Here is a 19,774-nt window from a genome sequence, read left to right on the forward strand (position 1 = left end):
GGCGGCCGGCTGCCGAGAGGCGCGTTCACGCACGGCGAGCTGACGGGTGGTCGCGGCGCGGGTTGCGCGCACGGTGCCGGTTCGTCAGGTGCCGCGCTCCGGTGGGGCGGGCTGGCGGGCCAGGTCCGTCGTGGCGCGGCCCCTGGCCAGGACCTCCCGGGTGCGCTGGAGGCGCAGGGCGAGCTGGACCTCGAGGACCTGGCCCGGTTTCTGCCACTCGGGGCCGAGGAGTTCACCGATCCGTTCGAGGCGCCGGGACACCGTGTTGGGGTGGACGTGCAGCGCCTCGGCCGCGTTCGTCGGGCTGCCGCCGGACGCGAAGTACGCCTCCAGGGTGCGGGTCAGATCGGTGAACCGCTCGGCGTCGTAGTCGAGTACGGGTCCGATCGCCGCCTCGACGAAGCCGTCGACGTCGTTGTCGTCGGAGAGCAGCAGCCCCAGGAACCCCAGGTCCTGCACGGACGCCGCCGATCCGGTGCCGCCGAGCGCGCTCATCGCGTCCAGGCAGCGTCCGGCCTCCTGGTGCATGCGGGCCACGCCGTCGGGGCTCCAGCCGGGTCCGGCGGCGGCGACCGAGACGGGGTGCCCGAGCAGCGGGGAGAGTTCCGCGGCGACGGCCCTGGCGGCGGCGGAGGCGTCGATCCCCGGGAGCAGCAGCACGATGCAGCCGCCCTGCACGGTCTTCAGACCGGAGAGGCGGTACGCGTACGAGGACGCCCAGACGACGGCCCTGCCCTGTTCCCCGCCCTCGGGCCTCGCCAGCACGAGGACGTGCGGTTTTCGCAGGTCGACGCCGAGGCGGCGGGCCCGCTGGGCGATCTGCTGCGGCGCGTGCGGCGGGTCGGCGATGAGGTCGTCGAGGAGCTCGTCGCGGACGGGTCCTTCGGCGACGGCGGTGGAGCGCCGCATGAGGAGGAGGAAGGCGACGGACTGGGCGGCCAGTTCGAGGAGCCGCTCGTCCTCGCCGGTCAGCCCACCGGCGGCGCGGATGACGAGACCGCCGAGGTCCTCGGAGCCGGCGATGACGGGCGCGACCCAGGTGTCGTCGGCGGCGAGGACGGGGCGGCGGCGGGCGTGCGCGTCGAGCGAGGCCTTGGCGACGGCCGCCTCGTCGAGGCCGGGGATGTCTCCGGCGGTGGCGAGGCAGCGGCCGCCCTGGTCGCGGATCATGACGGTCGCGTCGAGGGCGTCGGCGGCGGCCTTGGCGACGTTGCAGAGGTCGCCGCCCGCGAGGACGAGGTTCATGATGCGGCCGTGGGCCTCGCTGACGTGCCGCATGCGGGCGAGGCTCGTGCGGACGCGGGCGCTGTCCCGTTCCAGTTCGGAGACCTCGGCCCTGGTGCGGTCGAGGAGGCCGGTCTTCTCGACCGCGAGGGCGGCGAGGTCGGCGAGCGCGGCGAGGAGTTGGATCTCCTCGGAGGTGTGGTGGCGGACGCGGCGGTCGGCGCCGTGGAGGGCGCCGATCACGGTGTCGCCGGTGCGCAGCGGCGCGGTCACCATGGCGTGCACGTCCTCGGCGCGCAGGGCCGCTTCGGCGGCTTCGTCGAAGGCCGGGGCGTGGACGCCGGCGTCGAGGGAACCGGAGGGGGCGAAACGCTCGTCGGCGAGGTAGTCGGCGGTCCAGACGGGTTCGCCGTGGAGCTGGACGGCGCCGCCGAGCCCGTACCCCTCGGCGATCCTCAGGCCGGGAACGAGCCGCGGCCCTTCGGCGCGGCCGCTGCGGGAGCCCTCCGTCGTGTGGACGTACCAGGCTCCGTTCGGACCGCGCAGGGTGACGTACGCCAGGTCGAGGTCGAGCAGCCGGCGGGCGCGGCGGGTGATGACGCGCAGGAGGCTGTCGAGGTCGTAGGCGGAGGTCAGGTCGCGGGCGGTGTCGGTGAGGGCGGCGAGTCCGGCCTCGCGGCGCGCCTCGTCCGCGCGGCCCCGGTGGACCTCCCCGGCCAGTGCGACGGCCCGTTCGAGGCGGCGGAGTTCCTCGCCGGCGAGTCCGCTGCGGCGGGCCCCGTCGAGGAGGGCGTCGAGGCGGGCGGCCGGGGCCCGCTCGGCGAGCAGTTCGAGGACCGTGAGCAGCGCGTCGGCACCACCGGCTCCGTCGGTGCCGTGCAAGGTCATGGTCCCGTCCCCCGTGGTCGAGCGAAATCGGGCACCTCGGCGGAAACCCGTCCTGCTCGCCGAAACTAATTCGGCTTCGGGAGTCGGTCAACGGCGAGGTGCCGCACTTCATTCCCGGGGGGTGTCCCCCCGGGCACCCCTGCCGCGCCGGTGGTCAGCCGACGGAGCCGACCGGGACGAGCCTGGCGCGTGCCGGGCCGTACTGGGCGGGGATACGGGGAGCGTACACGGGGCGGATCGCGGAGTTCCGTACGGTGAGGACCGAGCTCTGGAGGCGGCGGAGCCGGGCGGAGGGCTCCATGCCGCTCTCCCCCTTGAGCGCCACGCGCAGCCGCTCGTACACCGTGAGGGCCTCGTCGTGCTGTCCGCAGCGCAGCAGGGCGACCATGTAGTGGGCGTGGAGCGGCTCGTTGGTGCGGTAGCGGGCGACGAGTCCGGAGAGTTCGGAGAGCAGCTCGGCGTGCCGGCCGAGGCCCAGCTGCGCTTCCACCCACTGGTCGAGGACACTGAGCCGGGAGGCTTCGAGGCGCTCGATCTCGCGGCGGAGGCGGGGCCCCGCGGCGACGCCCGCGTAGGGTTCGCCGCGCCACAGGGCCAGCGCCTCGCCGAGACGGAGCGCGGCACGGGAGAGGTCGCCCGCCTCCATGGCGCGGTAGCCGGCGCCGGCCGCGCGCTCGAACTGCCACACGTCGTGGGCTCCGCCACCGGTGTCGAGGCGGTAGCCGCCGGGCTGGGAGACCAGGACCGCGTCGGCGGTGCGCCGCTCGGACCAGCCGGGGCCGGGCTCGGCCGGCTCGGCGCCGCGCCGCAGTGCTCCGGCGATGAGGGCGCGCAAATCCGTTATGTGGGACTGGAGTTCGGCGCGGGCGCCGCGGGGAGCGCCGGACGGCCACAGCTCCTCTGTCAGTACCGTGACGGGCACGACCTGGTCGGCGCTGGCCGTGAGCAGGGCGAGGAGCTGCCGGGGCGCGGCTGCCGTCGGGGTGATGGACACCCCGTGCTCACGTACCGACAGTCCCCCCAGGATCCGGACGTCCACCTTGCCCCCTCAGTGCCTGTGCGGTGTCTGCGCGCGGGATGACTCTCGTTGATTAGAAAAGACCCCCGTAGGCATGTCAATAAGAAACCGGAGGGTACGGAAACCCCATCCGGGATATCGGGGTGATTCACCCCCTTTATGGGGGTATTGAGGCGTAGGGTTTTCGTCACTGGCGCAGACGAACACGCACCGGAAGACTGTTTCCGGACTCAGGGGTACGCTTTCGGGAGGTCCTCGGGGATGCCGGAAGAGGCGACACGCACGAGTTCACGCCAGAATCCGGCCGCCCGGTACGGTTTCGGGAGCGGCCGGTGCGGCGACGTGTCGGGGGTGGCGGGCCGGACGCGCCCGGGGGGTGTCCGGCGGATCAGGGTCCTGAGGGCGGCGTCTACAACACGGCCGCGGCCGTGAGCAGGCCGAACGCGAGGGTGATCAGGGCCGTACGGACCCGGTGGAGACCGTTCCAGCGCTTCTCGAAGGCGGCGCGGACCGCGGCCGGGCCGTCGCCCGGGGCCTCCGACGCGGCGAGGGCGTTGTTGAGCGGGACGTTGCCGCCGACGGTGACCGCGTGGTTGAGCACCGCGCCCACCGACCCCGCGAGCACCAGCCACTGCTGGGTGTCCGTGCGCCCGTCGCCGGGGACGAAGTACGCCGCGGCGGGGAAGACGAGCACACCGAGGAAGACGGTCATGAACACGGCCCGCGGCACGGATTCGTTGATCCGGCGCATCGCCGTGACGAACTCGGCGTCCGTCAGACGGGCGAGCGCGGGCATGATCCCGGTCTGGAAGATCAGCATGAAACCGGCGTAGAGCCCGGTGCATCCGACGGCGAGGGCGAGCAGCAGGGAGGCCATGGGCCCATTCTGGCCCGCTGCCCGCCGCGCGCGTCAGCTGTACGGGTCGCCCGACCTCAACTCTCCCTCCCGGGACGGCCCTTCACCCGTTGCGTCGTCCCGTGGACCGAACAGCGCGTCGGCCTGCCGTACGGCCTCGGCGAGTTCCCTGACCACCGCCGAACCCGACCGGCCGGCGATCGCGTCGGCGCGCTCCGCGAGCGCCGGGAGCCCCGGGGCCCCGGGCAGCCCGCCGCCCCGCAGGGCGTCCGCGAAGTAGGCGCTGATCGCGGTCAGCTGGAGGCTGTCGTGCCCGCCGCCCCAGACGTCGGCCGCGAGCCCACCGGTGGCGACGGTGCCGGACCGCTCGCGCGGCGCCCGGGTGGCCGGGTCGAGCCAGCGGACGGTGGCCGTGGCGACCGGGCCGGACGCGCCGGGCCGTGTCCTGACCGCGTACAGCGCGGTGACGGTGTGGCCCGCCCCGACCTCGCCGCCGTCGACCCGGTCGTCGCGGAAGTCCTCGTCGGCGACCTCCCGGTTCTCGTAGCCGATCAGCCGGAACGTCTCGACGGTCCGCCGGTCGAAGGAGACCTGCGCCTTGGCGTCGCGGGCGCGCAGCTCGACGTGGGCGGGCAGCTGGTCGACGAAGACCTTGCGGGCCTGCGCGGAGGTGGAGACGTACGTCGTCTGGCCGTCGCCCCGGTCGGCGAGCCGCTCCATGAACGAGTCGCCGAACTCGCTGCCGACGCCGACGCCGAAGAGGGTGATCCCGTACTCCCTGCGCTCCTCGTCGATGCGCTCGAGGATCGTCGCGGCCTCGGTGGCTCCGGTGTTGGCGAGCGCGTCGGAGAGCAGCACGACCCGGTTGGTGGCGCCCTTCCTGTGCCCGTCGACGGCCACGTCGTAACCGGCGCGGACACCTGCCTCGACATTGGTGGACGAGGTCGTCGCGAGGGAGTCGACGATCTCGCGGATCCGGCCGCGGGCCTCCCCCACCCGGGTCATGGGCAGCCGGGTCTCGGCCTCGTCGCTGAAGGTGACGAGGGCGAACGAGTCGTCGTCACGGAGCCGGTCCGCGAGCAGCCCGAGGGACTCCTTGACGAGGTCCAGCCGCCCCGGCTCCGCCATCGAGCCGGAGATGTCGACGACGAAGGTGAGGGCCGCGGGCGGCCGTTCGGCGGCCGGGTCGGTGCCCCGGGTGGCGAGCCCGACCCGGACCAGGGACCAGCCGCCGGCCCCGGCGCGGGCCCCGTCGAGCGTCACGCTGAAGCCGTTGTCGGCGGGGCGTGGGTAGTCGGGACGGAAGCTGTTGACGAACTCCTCGGGGCGCACGGTCGCCGGGTCGGGCAGCCGCCCCTCGGCGAGGGTCCGGCGGGCGTAGCCGTACGAGGCGGTGTCCACGTCCAGGGCGAAGGTGGACAGGTAGTCGGGAGCGGGCGCCCGGGTGCCGCCCGCGTCCTCGTTGCCGCCCCCGGCGGAGGCGTCGGGGCGGGCGCTCCCCTGTGTGGCGTCGGGGCGGGCGTTCCCTCGCCCGTCGGGGGCCCCGGAGGCGGTCCGGCCCTGCTCGTGGGCCGGCCGGTCGGCGTGGGTACCGTCACCGCCCGCCGAGCAGCCGCCGACGGCGAGTCCGGCCGCGAGCAGGGCCGCGATCGCGGCCGAGAACCGTGCCCCTCGGCGCCCGGGCGGTCGTCCCTCGTGTCGTTCCATGTCATCTCCCCGTCGTAGTGCGGCACTTGCGAATGTGACGGACGGAAGGCGCGCGGGGAGCCGTCGAAGGAGTTGCGGATGGATCTCGATGCGGCAACGACGGACGGGGGTCGAGCCGGGTGGCATGGATTCGCCATCCTTCTCAACAGGGGTTGTCACCGTGTGCAGTCGCATGCGTACATGGAGTGGACATCGATCGGCGGGGGTGGTCAGCGGTGGCAGAGAGCGCGGGCTCCGTGATGCTCGCCCGTTCGGCGATGAACCGGGCCGTGACCGAGGGCGGGCGGCCCGCGGGGCGGCCGGTCCGGGGCGCGCGGCGCATCAGCGCGGCGCTCGCCGGCCTGGCCGCTTCCACCCGGTACGAGCTGTTGACCTTCGACGACCCGGCCGCGTCGGCGGCCTTCGCGATCCCCGGGCCGTTCCTCGAACTGGCCGGGGCGTGCATGCGGGCGGCGGCGGAGCGGGCCGACGAGGTCAGAAGGATCGTGCCGCGGCACGCCCTGCCCCACCTCGAAAGCGGTCCCCCGCTGCCCGGCCGGGCCCGCTTCGCGGAGGCCATCCCCTTCAAGATGATCGTCGTCGACCGCACGGTGGCGGCGATCCCGCTCGATCTGGAACTGCTCTACAACGGACTGCTGCTGATCCGGGACCCGGTGGTGGTGCAGGCCCTCGCCCGGGCCCATCACGCCTGCTGGGCGACGGCCGAGGAGCTGTCGTACGCCCCGGCGCCGCCTCCGGCGCCGGCGGGCGATCTGCCGCCGCAGCTGCGCCCGGTGCTCGACGCCCTCCTGGCGGGGCTCACGGACGAGACGGCGGCGGCCCGGCTCGGCATGTCCGCCCGGACGTACAGCCGCCGGGTGGGCGAGTTGATGGCGGCCCTCGGCACGACGAGCCGCTTCCGCGCGGGGGCGGAAGCGGCTCGGAGGGGGTGGCTGTGAGGAGACGGTGAGCCCCTGCTCAGGGGCTCACGCCGTGCGGGGCCTACGACACGATGTCCTTGCGGGCGAAACCGCGGAAGGCGAGCGCGAAGAGGACCAGGGCGTACGTCAGGGAGATCGCGGTCCCCTTCACCATCCCGCCCCACTCCAGCTGGGGCTGGAGCGCGTCGATCCAGGCGAACTGCCAGTGCGCGGGAAGGAACTCGCGCCAGTCGCCGAGCGCGGTGACGGCGTCCAGGACGTTGCCGACGATCGTCAGGCCGACGGCCCCGCCCACCGCGCCGAGCGGGGCGTCGGTGCGGGTGGACAGCCAGAAGGCCAGACCCGCGGTGACGAGCTGGGAGGCGAAGACGAACGCCACGGCGACGCCGATGCGGAGCAGCGCGTCCCCGGGGGGCACCGAGCCGCCGGTCGGCAGCTGGAGCGGACCCCAGCCGTAGGCGACCGTGCCGACGGCCAGGGCCACGAGCGGAAGGAGGACCATCGCGGCCGCGCTGTAGCCGAGGGCGACCGTCAGCTTGGAGGCGAGGAGCCGGGACCTGGGTACGGGCGCGGCCAGGAGGTAGCGCAGCGAGGACCAGCTCGCCTCGGAGGCGACGGTGTCCCCGCAGAACAGCGCCACCGGGATGACGAGGAGGAACCCGGCAGAGACGAACAGGCAGGTCGCCGCGAAGTTGGCGCCCGAGGCGGTCGCCGTGTCCATCAGGGTGATGCGGCCGTTGCGGTCGCCGTCCTCGCCGCCGATCGCGAAGGCGATGACCAGGATGAACGGCAGGGCGACCAGGATGCCGGCCATGATCAGGGTGCGGCGGCGCTTCCACTGGCGGAGGGCCTCGACGCGCAGCGGCAGGGTGCGTCCGGCGCGGTAGCCGGGGGCGGAATCCGTGGGGGCCGGGGACGCCGTGGGGGTGTCGAGCAGCCGGCTCATGCGGCTCCTCCTCCGATCAGGGTCAGGAACGCGTCTTCGAGGCGCCGGTGCGGCCCGACGCCGGTCAGCGGCACGTCGAGGCGCACGAGTTCGCCGATGAGGGTGGTGGCGTCGGTGCCGTCGAGACGGACCAGGAGTCCGCCGTCGGTGCGGGTGACCGAGTCGACGCCGGGCAGGGCGCCTGCCTTCTCGACGAGCGCGTCGTCGACCTCCCCGGCCAGCGTCACGAGCAGGGTGTCACCGGAGCCGGTGATCTCGGCGACGGGGCCCGCCTGCACGAGCTGTCCCCGGTCCATGACGACGAGATGGGTGCAGGACTGTTCGACCTCCGAGAGGAGGTGGCTGGAGACGATGACGGTACGGCCACCGGCCGCGTACCGGATCATCACCTCCCGCATCTCGCGGATCTGCGGCGGGTCGAGTCCGTTGGTGGGCTCGTCCAGGATCAGCAGGTCCGGCAGGCCGAGCATGGCCTGGGCGAGGGCGAGACGCTGGCGCATGCCCTGCGAGTAGGTGCGCACCGCGCGTTCGAGGGCGCCGCCTAGGTTCGCGATCCGCAGGGCCTCCTCCACGTGGGCGTCCTCGGCGGGGCGGCCGGTGGCCTTCCAGTACAGGTCGAGGTTCTCCCGGCCGTTGAGGTGCGGCAGGAAGCCGGCGCCCTCGACGAAGGAGCCGACCCGGGAGAGGACCGGGGCGCCGGGCCGGATGGCCTGGCCGAAGACCCGGATCTCGCCCTCGTCGGGGGTGATCAGGCCCATCAGCATGCGCAGGGTGGTCGTCTTGCCGGCGCCGTTGGGTCCGAGGAGGCCGAGGATCTGGCCCTGTTCGACGCGGAAGGTCACGTCCTTGACGCTGTACCGGTCGCCGCCCTTGTACTTCTTGGAGAGACCGGTGATCTGGAGCGGTACGGCGGTCAGGGCGGGGTCGGGCGCGGGGGCGGCGGTGCGGCGCCGGGCCGCGAACAGCAGGGCGACGGCGGCGGCGAGACCGAGGAGCGGCAGGCCCCAGACCCACCAGGGCAGGGCGGCGGCCTGGGTGTCGACGCCGGGCGCGGTCGGGACGGTGAGCGGGCCCTCGACGGCGACGGTGTAGCCGGCGGGGACGACCGGGGAGGCGTAGCCGAGGTCGGTCGCGGCGACGACGAGCCGGAGCCGGTGCCCGGCCTCCACCTCGTGGTCGATCGCGGGCAGGGTGAGCGTGACGCTCTTCCCGGCCGTGGCGCCCTCGACGCGGACGGGGGTGACGAGCTGGGCGGGAAGGACCTGCTGCCGGCCGTCCGGCCCGACGTCGTACACCTTGGCGAAGAGGACCGCGGAGCCGTCGGCGGCGGTCGAGGTGACCTTGACGCGGGCGGTCGGGGTGCCGGTGATCCGGAGCGGTTCGCCCTGCGGCTTCGCGTCGAACCGGGCGTGCTGGCCGGGGAAGTCGAGGGAGATCCCGACGCCGAGCGAGGAGAGCCCGGCGACTCCGCCGCCGAGACCGGGGACCGCGGAGACGGCGGGCGGGGAGGCGCCGGCGGGGTTGGTGAAGGTCTGCGGCCGTCCGGTCAGGGGGACGGCGGTGGTGCCGGCGGTGAGTCCCGGATAGCGGTCGGCGGTCGCGGCGCGCAGGGTGGCCCGGCCGTCGGTGGAGTCGACGCCGCCGGTACGGCTGACGCGGAAGCCGGGGCCGGTGTCGACGGAGGTGTCGCGCTTCAGCCAGCGGTCGAACCAGGTGCTGACGCGGCGCTCGACGCGCTCGGTCTCGCGGTCGCCGCCGTCGTGGCCGCCGGAGATCCAGTCGACGGCGACGGGGGCGCCGTTGGCGGTGAGCGCCTTGGCCATGGCGTCGGACTGGGCCAGGGTGAACAGCGAGTCCGACTGGCCCTGGACGAGGAGGGCGGGCACCTTGATACGGGACCCGACGGCGGACGGGCTGCGGGCTTCGAGGAGCGCGCGGGCGGCGGCGTCGGGCTTCCCGGAGACGGCGACGCGCTGGTAGAGGGCGCAGAGTTCGGGGGTGAAGCGCCCGCAGGCGCCGGGCTCGGCGGCGGCCTTCCCGGCGGCCTGCCCCGGCCCGGCGGCCTTCCCCACCCCCCCGGCTGCCTTCCCCGCCCCGGCGCCCGTCGGCGGCGCGGTCGCGGGCCGCTCGCCCGCCGCCGCCGGCTGGGCGCCCGCGGAGAAGAAGATGCCGGCCCACAGCTTCTTGAAGACACCGTCGGGGAACAGCGCGTCGGCGAGGTTCCAGTAGGTGATCTGGGGCGCGATGGCGTCGACGCGCGGGTCGTGTCCGGCGGCGAGCAGGGAGATCGCCCCGCCGTAGGAGGCGCCGGTGACACCGACGCGCGGATCGCCCGGCTTGTCGAGGAGGACCTCGGGCCGGGCGGCGAGCCAGTCGACCAGCCCGCGGGCGTCCGCGACCTCGTGGGCCGGGTCGTTGAGGCCGATCTGACCGGTGGAGGCGCCGAAACCGCGGGCGGACCAGGTGAGGACGGCGTACCCGTCCCGAGCGAGCTGCTCGGCCTGGGCGCGGACGTCGTCCTTGGAGCCGCCGAAGCCGTGGCCGAGGAGGACGGCGGGCCGCCGACCGTCGCCGTCGCCGGTGAAGTACGAGGTGTCGAGCCGTACCCCGTCGAGGTCGAGCATCCGGTCCGCTCGGTGCACGGGCGGCGGATCGTCCGAGGCGACGGCGGTCAGGGTGCCGGCACCCGCGAGGACGGCGAGGACGGCGGTGACCGCGGCCCACCGGGGAATTCGGAATGGCATGGTGTCGAGCCTAAGCGGGCGCGCCGCGGAACACGGCTGCCCGGGGGCGGAGGTGCCCGCCCTCCTGGAGTCGTACGGCGGGCCCGGCCCGTACCACGGGCGCGGTATCCGCGGTCCGGGCGGCGGAGGCTCCGGGAAGCGGCGACGGGCGGGCCCCCGGGGCGCGGGGTGCGCTCCGGGGGCCCGTGCCGGTGGTTCGTCCTGGTGTCAGTGGTTGCGCGGGAAGCCCAGGTCCACGCCCGCCGGGGCGTCGGAGGGGTCCGGCCAGCGGGTGGTGACGACCTTGCCGCGGGTGTAGAAGTGCACGCCGTCGTTGCCGTAGATGTGGTGGTCTCCGAAGAGCGAGTCCTTCCAGCCACCGAAGGAGTGGTAGCCGACGGGCACGGGGATCGGCACGTTCACGCCGACCATGCCGGCCTCGACCTCCAGCTGGAAGCGGCGGGCCGCCCCGCCGTCGCGCGTGAAGATCGCGGTGCCGTTGCCGAACGGGGAGGCGTTGATGAGGGCGAGGCCCTCGTCGTACGTCTCGGCGCGCAGCACGCAGAGCACCGGGCCGAAGATCTCGTCCTGGTATGCCTTGGCCGTGGTGGGCACGTGGTCCAGGAGGGAGAGGCCGATCCAGTGGCCGTCCTCGTGGCCCTCGACCGTGTATCCGGTGCCGTCGAGGACGACCTCGCAGCCCTCGTCCGCCGCGCCGTGGACGTAGGAGGCGACCTTGTCGCGGTGGACGGCCGTGATGAGGGGGCCCATCTCGGAGGTGGGGTCGTTGCCGGGGCCGATCTTGATCTTCTCGGCGCGCTCGCGGATCTTCTGCACCAGCTCGTCGCCGATGGCGCCGACGGCGACGACCGCCGAGATCGCCATGCAGCGCTCGCCGGCGGAGCCGTACGCGGCGGAGACGGCCGCGTCGGCCGCCGCGTCGAGGTCGGCGTCCGGGAGGACCAGCATGTGGTTCTTCGCGCCGCCGAGGGCCTGTACGCGCTTGCCGTTGGCGGAGGCGGTGGTGTGGATGTGGCGGGCGATCGGGGTCGAGCCGACGAAGGAGATCGCGGCGACGTCCGGGTGCTCCAGGAGACGGTCGACGGCCACCTTGTCGCCGTGCAGGACGTTGAAGACGCCGTCCGGGAGGCCCGCCTCGGCGAGCAGCTCGGCGATCTTCAGGGACGGAGACGGGTCCTTCTCGCTGGGCTTGAGGATGAAGGTGTTGCCGGTCGCGATGGCGATCGGGAACATCCACATCGGCACCATGGCCGGGAAGTTGAAGGGCGTGATGCCGGCGACGACGCCGACCGGCTGGCGGATCGACGCCACGTCCACGCGGTTCGACACCTGGGTGGACAGCTCGCCCTTGAGCTGGGTGGTGATGCCGCAGGCCAGGTCGACGATCTCCAGGCCGCGGGCGACCTCGCCGAGCGCGTCCGAGTGGACCTTGCCGTGCTCGGCGACGATCAGCTCGGCGATGGCGTCGCGGTTGGCGTCGAGCAGGGCGCGGAACGCGAAGAGGATGGTGGTGCGCTGGGCGAGCGAGGAGGTGCCCCAGGTGAGATACGCGTCCTTCGCGGCGGCGACGGCGGCGTCGACCTCGTCGACGGAGGCGAGCGCGACCCGGGTGGTGACGGCGCCGGTGGCCGGGTCGGTGACCGGGCCCCAGTTGCCCGACGTGCCCTCGACGGTCTTGCCACCGATCCAGTGGTGGACGGTCTTCGTCATGACGAGTTACTCCTTCAGAGATGGCGGCGTCGGGCGATGACGTGCCGGTCGTACTCCTCGCGGGCCTTGGCCGCCGACGGGCGGGTCGACGTCTCGGCCACGGGCACATCCCACCATGCCTGGGCCGGGGGCGGGCCCGACACTGTGTCTGCCGTTTCGGTCTCGACGTAGACACATGTGGGAACCGTCGCGTTCCGTGCGTCCGCGAGGGCTTCCCGCAGGTCACGCACGGTGCGGGGGCGCAGCACCCGCATGCCGAGGGAGGCGGCGTTGGCTCCGAGGTCGACGGGGAGCGGCGGTCCTGTGAAGCCGCCGTCCGGGTCCCGGTGCCGGTAGTCGGTGCCGTACCTTTCGGCGCCGACCGCCTCCGAGAGGCCGCCGATGGAGGCGTAGCCGTGGTTCTGGAGGACGATCAGCCGCAGGGGCAGGCGTTCCTGCACGGCGGTGACGATTTCGGTGGGGTTCATCAGATACGTACCGTCGCCGACGAGTGCCCAGACGGGCCGGTCGGGTGCGGCGAGGAGGACGCCGACGGCGGCCGGGATCTCGTAGCCCATGCAGGAGTAGCCGTACTCGACGTGGTACTGGTCCGGTGAGCGGGTCCGCCACAGCTTGTGGAGGTCCCCGGGGAGCGAGCCGGCGGCGTTGATCAGGATGTCGCTGCCGTCGACCAGAGTGTCGAGTACGCCCAGGACCTGCGTCTGGGTGGGGCGGGCGTCCTCGTCGGGGACGGCGTAGGCGGCGTCGACCCGTTCCTGCCAGTCCCGCCGGGAGGACGTCCACCGCGTCATGTCCTTGCGGTGGTCGCCGAGGGCCTCGGCAAGGGCGGTCAGGCCCTCGCGGGCGTCGGCGACGAGCGGCAGCGCGCCCTGCTTGTGGGCGTCGAAGCCGGTGATGTTGAGGTTGAGGAAGCGGACGCCTTCGGGGAAGAGGGTGCCGGAGGCGGTGGTGAAGTCGGTGTAGCGGGTGCCGACCCCGATGACCAGATCGCTGGTGCGGGCCAGGGCGTTCGCGGTGGAACTGCCGGTGTGGCCGATGCCTCCGGTCTCGCATGGATGGTCGTACGGCAGGACGCCCTTGCCGGCCTGGGTGGTGGCGACGGGGATGCCGGTCCGCTCGGCGAACGCCCGCAGAGCGTCCTCGGCGCCGCTGTACCTCACCCCGCCACCGGCGATGATCAGCGGCCGTACGGCGGTCCGCACCGCCCGTACGGCGGCGTCGAGTTCGGCCGCGTCGGGGCGGGGTCGGCGGACCCGCCAGATCCGCTCGGCGAGGAACTCCTCGGGCCAGTCGTACGCCTCCGCCTGGACGTCCTGCGGCAGGGCGAGGGTGACGGCGCCGGTCGCGGCGGGGTCGGAGAGGACCCGCGCGGCTTCGAGGGCGGCCGGGATCAGGGCCTCGGGCCGGGTGACCCGGTCGAAGTAGCGCGAGACGGGGCGCAGGCAGTCGTTGACCGACACGTCGCCCGCGTACGGGACCTGGAGCTGCTGGAGTACGGGGTCGGCGGGGCGGCCGGCGAAGGTGTCGCCGGGCAGGAGCAGGACCGGGAGGTGGTTGACGGTGGCGAGGGCGGCGCCGGTGACGAGGTTGGTGGCGCCGGGGCCGATGGAGGTGGTGACGGCGTGCGCGGAGAGCCGGCCCCGCTGGCGGGCGTAGCCGACGGCGGCGTGGACCATGGCCTGTTCGTTACGGCCCTGGTGGAAGGGCATGAGCCCGGGTTCCTCGACGAGGGCCTGGCCGATCCCGGCGACGTTCCCGTGGCCGAAGATGCCCCAGGTGGCGGCGATCAGCCGGTGCCGGGCTCCGTCGCGCTCGGTGTACTGGGCGGCGAGGAAGCGCACGAGCGCCTGGGCGACGGTCAGTCGGACGCTCATGCGTAGCCCTCCGTGTGGTCCGGGTGGAAGCAGATCTTCCACTCCCGCTCGGGACCGGGGCCCGCCATGACGTTGAGGTAGTGGAGGGTGTGACCCGGCTGGGCGATCGAGGGGCCGTGCCAGCCGTCGGGGACGAGGACGGCGTCGCCGTCGCGCACCTCGGCGAGGAGGTCGGCGCCGCCGGGCCGGGAGGGCGAGATCCGCTGGTAGGCGAGGCCGTCCGGGCCGTCGATCTCGTAGTAGTAGATCTCCTCGAGGACGGACTCGGCCCCGGGCCGGTGCTCGTCGTGCTTGTGCGGCGGATAGGAGGACCAGTTGCCGCCGGGCGTGATGACCTCGACGGCGATGAGCCGGTCGCAGTCGAAGGCGTCCGCCGAGGCGAAGTTCCGCACCTGGCGGGCCCGGTTGCCGCTGCCCCGGGTCTCGACGGGAACCTCCGGCGCGGGGCCGTAGCGGGCGGGGAGTCGTCGCTCGCACTTCGCTCCTGCCAAAGCGAAGCGGCCTCCCGCACCGGAGGCGATCTGGGCGTGGGCGTCGCGGGGCACGTAGGCGAAGTCGCTCACCCCTTCGAACACGCTCGCGCGGCCCAGGAGTTCGATGATCTCGCCGTCGACGCGCACGCTACAGGCACCGGAGAGGGGAAGCACGACCCATTCGGAATCCCCGCTCCCGAAGGAGTGGATCTCCCCCGGCCCGAGGGTGAGGACCCGCAGGGCGGAGTACGTCCACCCGGCCCGCGCGGGGTCGATGTCGACGGCGTACGGGCCTCGGGCGGCGGTCCCGGCGGGCAGGTGCAGGGACGGGGGTCGGTCAGGGCTCATGGCGCATCCCTACCCCTTTCCCGACGCGTCGCCCCTGGTCTGCGAGGCGTCAACCCTGGTCTCCGGCGCGTCGCCGTCGGTCTGCGGCGCGTCGCCGTCGGTCTGCGACACGTCGCCGTCGATCTCCGGTCCGTCGCCCCCGGTCTCCGGCAGGGTGCCGCTTCCCGTCGTGAGGGCTTCGGCGATCTCGGCGGCGTACGGCATGGCGGACGAGCAGGCGAGGCGGCCCGCGACGATCGCCCCCGCGGCGTTGGCGTGGCGCAGGACCGTCTCCAGGTCCCGGCCGGCGAGGAGGCCGTCGACGAGCGCCCCGCCGAACGCGTCGCCCGCGCCGAGCCCGTTGACGACGTCAACCGGCAGCGGCGGCACCTCGGCGCACGTCCCGTCGGCGGCCAGGGCGAGGACGCCCGCGGGGCCCTGCTTGACCACGGCGAGCCGCAGGTTCCGGCCGCCGTCGGAGGCCAGCAGGGCACGGGCGGCGGCGTACGGCTCGCGCTCCCCCGTCGCCACCTCGCACTCGTCGAGGTTGCCGACGGCGACGGTCGCGTGCCGCAGCGCCTCGGCGTAGTGCGGGCGGGCCGCCGCCGGGTCCGCCCAGAACATCGGCCGCCAGTCCAGGTCGAGGACCGTCACGTCACGGCCGGACCGGGCCCGCAGCGCCTCCAGGGTCGCGGTGCGGCTCGGCTCGGCGCTCAGGCCGGTGCCGGTCGCCCAGAAGACCCGGGCGGCGCGGATCGCGTCGAGGTCGAGCTCGTGCGGGTGGATCTCCAGGTCGGGTGCCTGGGGCCGCCGGTAGAAGGTGAGCGGGAAGTCGTCGGGCGGGAAGAGGGCGCAGAAGGTGAGGGGCGTCGGGTACGCGTCGACCTCGGTCACCCAGCGGTCGTCCACCCCGAAGCCCTTGAGTTCGCGGCGCAGATAGGCACCGAAGGCGTCGGCGCCCGTGCGGGAGACGAGGGCGGTGCGGCGGCCGAGCCGGGCGGCGGCGACCGCCACGTTGGCCGGGGAGCCGCCGAGGAACCTGCCGAAGGTCTCGACCCGGTCGAGCCCGACCCCGGTCTGGAGCGGGTACAGGTCCACGCCGAGGCGCCCCATGGTGATCAGGTCGTACGGCTCCGTCTGCACGCGCCACCTCTCGCATCGGGTCTCCGCACCCAGGTCTAGCCGCCTGGCGGGAGGCGTGTCAACGATATGTCCGGACATTCGGACGAACGAGCCGGAGCGGCGTGCTTGACGCTGCTCTCGGGCCGCGGCGATGGTGGCAGGCATGACGAAGCCGTCACCGCAGCCGACCTCGCCCCCGACTCCTTCGCCGTCCCGCATCCGGATCGGCTCCGCCCCGGACTCCTGGGGGGTGTGGTTCCCCGACGATCCCCGGCAGGTGCCCTGGCAGCGCTTCCTCGACGAGGTGTCCGGCGCGGGCTACGAATGGATCGAGCTCGGCCCGTACGGCTATCTGCCCACCGATCCGGCCGTCCTCACGGAGGAGACCTCCCGGCGCGGCCTGCGGGTCTCCGCGGGGACGGTCTTCACCGGCCTCCACCGCGGCCCCGGCGTCTGGGACCGCACGTGGGCGCACGTCGCCGAGAACGCGGCCCTCGCGCAGGCGATGGGCGCGGACCAGCTCGTCGTCATCCCGTCGTTCTGGCGGGACGACCGCACGGGCGAGGTCCTGGAGGACCGGGAGCTGACCCCGGACCAGTGGCGGGACCTGACGCGGCTGACCGAGCGTCTCGGCCGGGAGGTGCGCGAGCGGTACGGGCTGCGGATCGTCGTCCATCCGCACGCCGACACGCATCTGGACGGTGAGGAGAGCGTCACCCGGTTCCTCGACGCCACCGACCCGGACGCGGTCTCGCTGTGCCTGGACACCGGGCACTACGCGTACGCGGGCGGGGACAGCGTCAAGCTGATCCGGACGTACGGCGAGCGGATCGGCTACCTCCATCTCAAGCAGGTCGATCCGGAGATCCTGGCCGGGGTGGTGGCCGAGGGGGTGCCGTTCGGACCGGCCGTGGCGCGGGGCGTGATGTGCGAACCGCCGTCGGGGGTGCCGGCGCTCGAACCGGTGCTCGCCGCCGCGTCGGCGCTGGATGTGGACCTGTTCGCGATCGTCGAGCAGGACATGTACCCGTGTGAGCCGGACGTCCCGTACCCGATCGCGCTGCGCACCCGGCGCTTTCTGCGCTCCTGCGGCGTGTGACGGGGCGCATACCTCTCTGATCAGGGGTGACGCACGCGGACACGCCGGGGGCGCGATGCGTCACTTCTGTCACGTGCGTCCGCTCGTCGTCACGCTTGTCCGCGTTACGCGGGTTTTCCGTCACAGACGCTCGACAGGCGCTCTCCTCCTGTCTGCAGCGGCCGTTGCAGGGGGCACAGGCTCAGTGATCGCCAACGCCCGCCCGCAGCGCCCCCGAACGGCACCCCCGCCGCCGCTGCGCGGTGAGCAGGGAGGTACCAGGCATGACGGACGAACGGCTCTGGTCGTACAAGGACATCGCCGCACACATCAAGGTGCAGCCCGACACGGTCCGCTCCTACCGGAAGCACGGGCTGCTGCCGAATCCCGACCACGTGGAATCGGGGAAGCCCTACTGGTACGCGGACACGATCCGCGCCTGGGTCGCCACCCGCCCCGGCAACCGGGGCCGCCGCGACTGACGGGACGCGTCGGTCGCGCGGGGACGCCGGCCCCGGAATCGTCCGGGCCCGGCGTCCCGCCGTTGCGAGATCGGTGGCGGGGTGGGTGGGGGCCGTCAGAACACGAAGCCCCCGGGGTTCTCCCCAGCCGCGCAGTGAAGTGGGTTCCCGCCACCTCTGGGACGCCTCTTCGGCATCCGGGCCCGCCGAAGGGCTGGGCGTGTCCGACTCGCTGATGCCGAAGCGGTCGTGGAAGCGGCGCAGCGGTCCCGGCGCCCACCAGGTGAGACGGCCGGTCAGCTTCATCACGGAGGGGACGAGGAGGCTGCGGACGACCATGGCGTCCATGAGGACGGCGAGGGCGACGCCGAGGCCGAGCATCTTGGTGTTGGTGACGCGGGAGGTGCCGATGGCGATCATGACGACGGCGAGGATCACGGCGGCGGCGGTGATGAGGCCTCCGGTGTGGCGCAGGCCGAAGCGGACGGAGTGCTCGTGGTCGCCGGTGGCGTCGTACTCCTCCTTGACGCGGGAGAGCAGGAACACCCCGTAGTCCATGGAGAGCCCGAAGGCCACGCAGAACATGAGCACGGGCAGGGTGGTCTCGATGTCGCCGGTGGGGGTGAAGCCGAGGAGGCCGGAGAGGTGTCCGTCCTGGAAGACCCAGACGACGGCCCCGAACATCGCCGTGAGGCTGAGGGCGTTGAGGGCGACGGCCTGGACGGGGATGAGGACGCTGCCGGTCAGCAGGAACACCAGGAGCAGCGTGACCAGGACGATGATCGCCGCCGCCCAGGGCAGCCGCTCGGCGAGGGCGTCCTTGGAGTCGACGAGGACGGCGGCCTGTCCAGTGACGGAGGTCTCGAACGGGGCAGGTGCGGCGCGCAGTTCCGCCACGGCCCGCTGGGCCTCCTTGCCGACGGTCTCCCCCTCGGCCACGACGGTGAAGTAGGCGTGGCCGCTGCCCGCGGTCACCGGTCCCTCGGCCCGCACGACGCCGTCGAGGGTGCTGATCCGCTCGCGGTAGTCCGCGTACTGCGCGGGGGTGGCCGGGCCCTCGGCGAGGACGGTGATCCCGCCGCCCGGGTCTCCGGGGAAGCCATCCCGCAGCCGGTCCTGGACGACCCGGGAGGAGGCGGTGACGGGGAGCTGGCGGTCGTCGGCGGTGCCCAACTCGACACCGAGGAAGGGCAGTCCGAGGAGGACGAGGCCGGCGGTGGTGAGGACGGCGAAGACCGGCGCCCTGCGCATCACGAGCGCGGCGGCCCGCGCCCAGCCGGCTCCCTCGCCGCCGCCGTCGGCGGTGTCCCTCGGGGGACGGCGACGGCGGAGGAGGCGCCGCAGGTCGAGCGCGTCGACCCGGTCGCCGAGCAGGACGAGGGCCGCGGGGAGCAGGGTGAGCGCGGCGGTGGCGGCGAGCAGGACCACAGCGATCCCGGCGTACGCGAAGGAACGCAGGAAGTACTGCGGGAAGACCAGCATCGCGGCGAGCGAGACGGCGACGGTGAGGGCCGAGAAGAGCACCGTCCGCCCCGCGGTGCGCAGGGTGGTGCGCACGGCGGTGTACGCGTCGGCGCCCGCGGCGAGTTCCTCACGGTAGCGGCGGACGACGAACAGGGCGTAGTCGATGGCGAGTCCGAGTCCGAGGGCGGTCGTCAGGTTCTGCGCGAAGACGGAGACGTCGGTGAACTCGGTGAGGCCGCGCAGGACCGCGTTGGTGCCGAGGATGGCGACGATGCCGACGCCGAGGGGCAGCAGGGCGGCGACGGCACTGCCGAAGACCATGACGAGCAGGACGAGGGTGAGGGGCAGGGCTATGAGCTCGGCCCGCAGCAGGTCCTCCTGGATGACGACCTGCATCTCGTGGCGGACCGCGAGGGCTCCGCCGAGGGAGACGTCCACGGGGCCGTGCGCGCCCCGGTACTCGGGGGCGATCCGGTCGAGGACCGCGGCGGCGTCCTTCTCCTCGCCGGCGATCCGGGCGGCGATGACGGCCCGCCGGCCGTCCTCGGAGCGGAGCGCGGGCGAGCCGGTGGACCAGTAGGAGCCGACACCGTCGACGCCCGGCTCGGCATCGAGCCGCTCGGCGAGCGCGCGGGCCTCGGCGGCGGCCGCCGGGGCGTCGACTCCGGCCGGCCCGGCGTCGACGAGCAGGACCAAGTTGGGCTGGGAGCCGGGGAATCGGCGCTCCAGGGCCTCCGTCGCGTACGTGGACTCGGCGGCCGGGTCCTCCCAGCCTCCGCTGCCCATCCGGTCGGCGACCCCGCCGCCGACCAGGACGGCGAGGGCGGTGAGGACGAGGGCCACGAGGAGCGTGAGGCGCGGCCGGGCGGTCACGAACCGCGTCCACCCTCCGGCTCCGCGCGGTGGCCCGTCATGGCGCGCGGCCCCGCCGGGCGGTGATTTCTTGACTTCGGCCATGACGA

General features: G+C 73.8%; 12 protein-coding genes and 1 pseudogene. 2 read left to right on the forward strand and 11 right to left on the reverse strand.

Going from position 1 to position 19,774, the window contains the following annotated elements; genetic code table 11:
• Positions 1-84 precede the first annotated feature (84 nt).
• The 4 genes from ABZ567_RS04240 to ABZ567_RS04255 form a co-directional block, all read right to left on the reverse strand.
• On the reverse strand, positions 85-2,112 hold the full coding sequence (locus tag ABZ567_RS04240; RefSeq protein WP_360784498.1) for a helix-turn-helix domain-containing protein: 2,028 nt from the start codon (positions 2,110-2,112) through the stop codon (positions 85-87).
• 154 nt (positions 2,113-2,266) lie between these two features.
• The gene (locus ABZ567_RS04245; protein ID WP_360784501.1) at positions 2,267-3,151 is read right to left on the reverse strand and encodes an AfsR/SARP family transcriptional regulator; all 885 of its coding nucleotides are present in this window, start codon (positions 3,149-3,151) and stop codon (positions 2,267-2,269) included.
• A 388-nt stretch (positions 3,152-3,539) separates the two neighbouring features.
• Positions 3,540-4,007 (reverse strand): anthrone oxygenase family protein, encoded by a 468-nt coding sequence (locus tag ABZ567_RS04250; RefSeq protein WP_360784504.1) that lies wholly within the window; start codon positions 4,005-4,007, stop codon positions 3,540-3,542.
• Positions 4,008-4,040: 33 nt separating this feature from the next.
• Complete coding sequence (locus tag ABZ567_RS04255) at positions 4,041-5,693, reverse strand: von Willebrand factor type A domain-containing protein (protein WP_360784507.1); 1,653 nt, start codon at positions 5,691-5,693, stop codon at positions 4,041-4,043.
• A 215-nt stretch (positions 5,694-5,908) separates the two neighbouring features.
• Here ABZ567_RS04255 and ABZ567_RS04260 point away from each other — a divergent pair, with 215 nt between their 5' ends.
• The gene (locus ABZ567_RS04260; RefSeq protein WP_360784510.1) at positions 5,909-6,631 is read left to right on the forward strand and encodes a DNA-binding response regulator; all 723 of its coding nucleotides are present in this window, start codon (positions 5,909-5,911) and stop codon (positions 6,629-6,631) included.
• Between the two features lie 43 nt (positions 6,632-6,674).
• On the opposite strand, the gene ABZ567_RS04265 is transcribed toward ABZ567_RS04260, so the two are convergent.
• From ABZ567_RS04265 to iolC, 6 genes are all read right to left on the reverse strand, one after another.
• Positions 6,675-7,559, reverse strand: a complete 885-nt coding sequence (locus ABZ567_RS04265; protein ID WP_360784513.1) for an ABC transporter permease — start codon at positions 7,557-7,559, stop codon at positions 6,675-6,677.
• The gene (locus ABZ567_RS04270; RefSeq protein WP_360784515.1) at positions 7,556-10,303 is read right to left on the reverse strand and encodes a CocE/NonD family hydrolase; all 2,748 of its coding nucleotides are present in this window, start codon (positions 10,301-10,303) and stop codon (positions 7,556-7,558) included. The genes ABZ567_RS04265 and ABZ567_RS04270 overlap by 4 nt, the downstream gene beginning before the upstream one ends.
• Positions 10,304-10,510: 207 nt before the next feature.
• Positions 10,511-12,013, reverse strand: a complete 1,503-nt coding sequence (gene mmsA / locus ABZ567_RS04275) for a CoA-acylating methylmalonate-semialdehyde dehydrogenase (protein WP_360784517.1) — start codon at positions 12,011-12,013, stop codon at positions 10,511-10,513.
• A gap of 14 nt (positions 12,014-12,027) precedes the next feature.
• Positions 12,028-13,887, reverse strand: a complete 1,860-nt coding sequence (iolD, locus tag ABZ567_RS04280; RefSeq protein WP_360784519.1) for a 3D-(3,5/4)-trihydroxycyclohexane-1,2-dione acylhydrolase (decyclizing) — start codon at positions 13,885-13,887, stop codon at positions 12,028-12,030.
• Positions 13,884-14,708, reverse strand: coding sequence for a 5-deoxy-glucuronate isomerase (gene iolB, locus ABZ567_RS04285; protein WP_360784522.1), 825 nt, complete (start codon positions 14,706-14,708; stop codon positions 13,884-13,886). Before iolB ends, iolD begins: the two co-directional genes overlap by 4 nt.
• 9 nt (positions 14,709-14,717) lie before the next feature.
• Positions 14,718-15,830: a 5-dehydro-2-deoxygluconokinase gene (iolC, locus tag ABZ567_RS04290; RefSeq protein ID WP_360784525.1), complete on the reverse strand. Its 1,113-nt coding sequence runs from the start codon at positions 15,828-15,830 to the stop codon at positions 14,718-14,720.
• Positions 15,831-15,972: 142 nt separating this feature from the next.
• On the opposite strand from iolC, the gene ABZ567_RS04295 reads away from it, so the two are divergent.
• On the forward strand, positions 15,973-16,908 hold the full coding sequence (locus ABZ567_RS04295) for a sugar phosphate isomerase/epimerase (RefSeq protein ID WP_360784528.1): 936 nt from the start codon (positions 15,973-15,975) through the stop codon (positions 16,906-16,908).
• Between the two features lie 662 nt (positions 16,909-17,570).
• Here the strand turns inward: ABZ567_RS04295 and ABZ567_RS04300 are convergent.
• Positions 17,571-19,769: pseudogene (locus ABZ567_RS04300) on the reverse strand (MMPL family transporter); the annotation flags it as partial.
• Between the last annotated feature and the right edge of the window lie 5 nt (positions 19,770-19,774).

The sequence above is a fragment of the Streptomyces sp. NPDC016459 genome, from assembly GCF_040632845.1.
Lineage (GTDB): Bacteria > Actinomycetota > Actinomycetes > Streptomycetales > Streptomycetaceae > Streptomyces.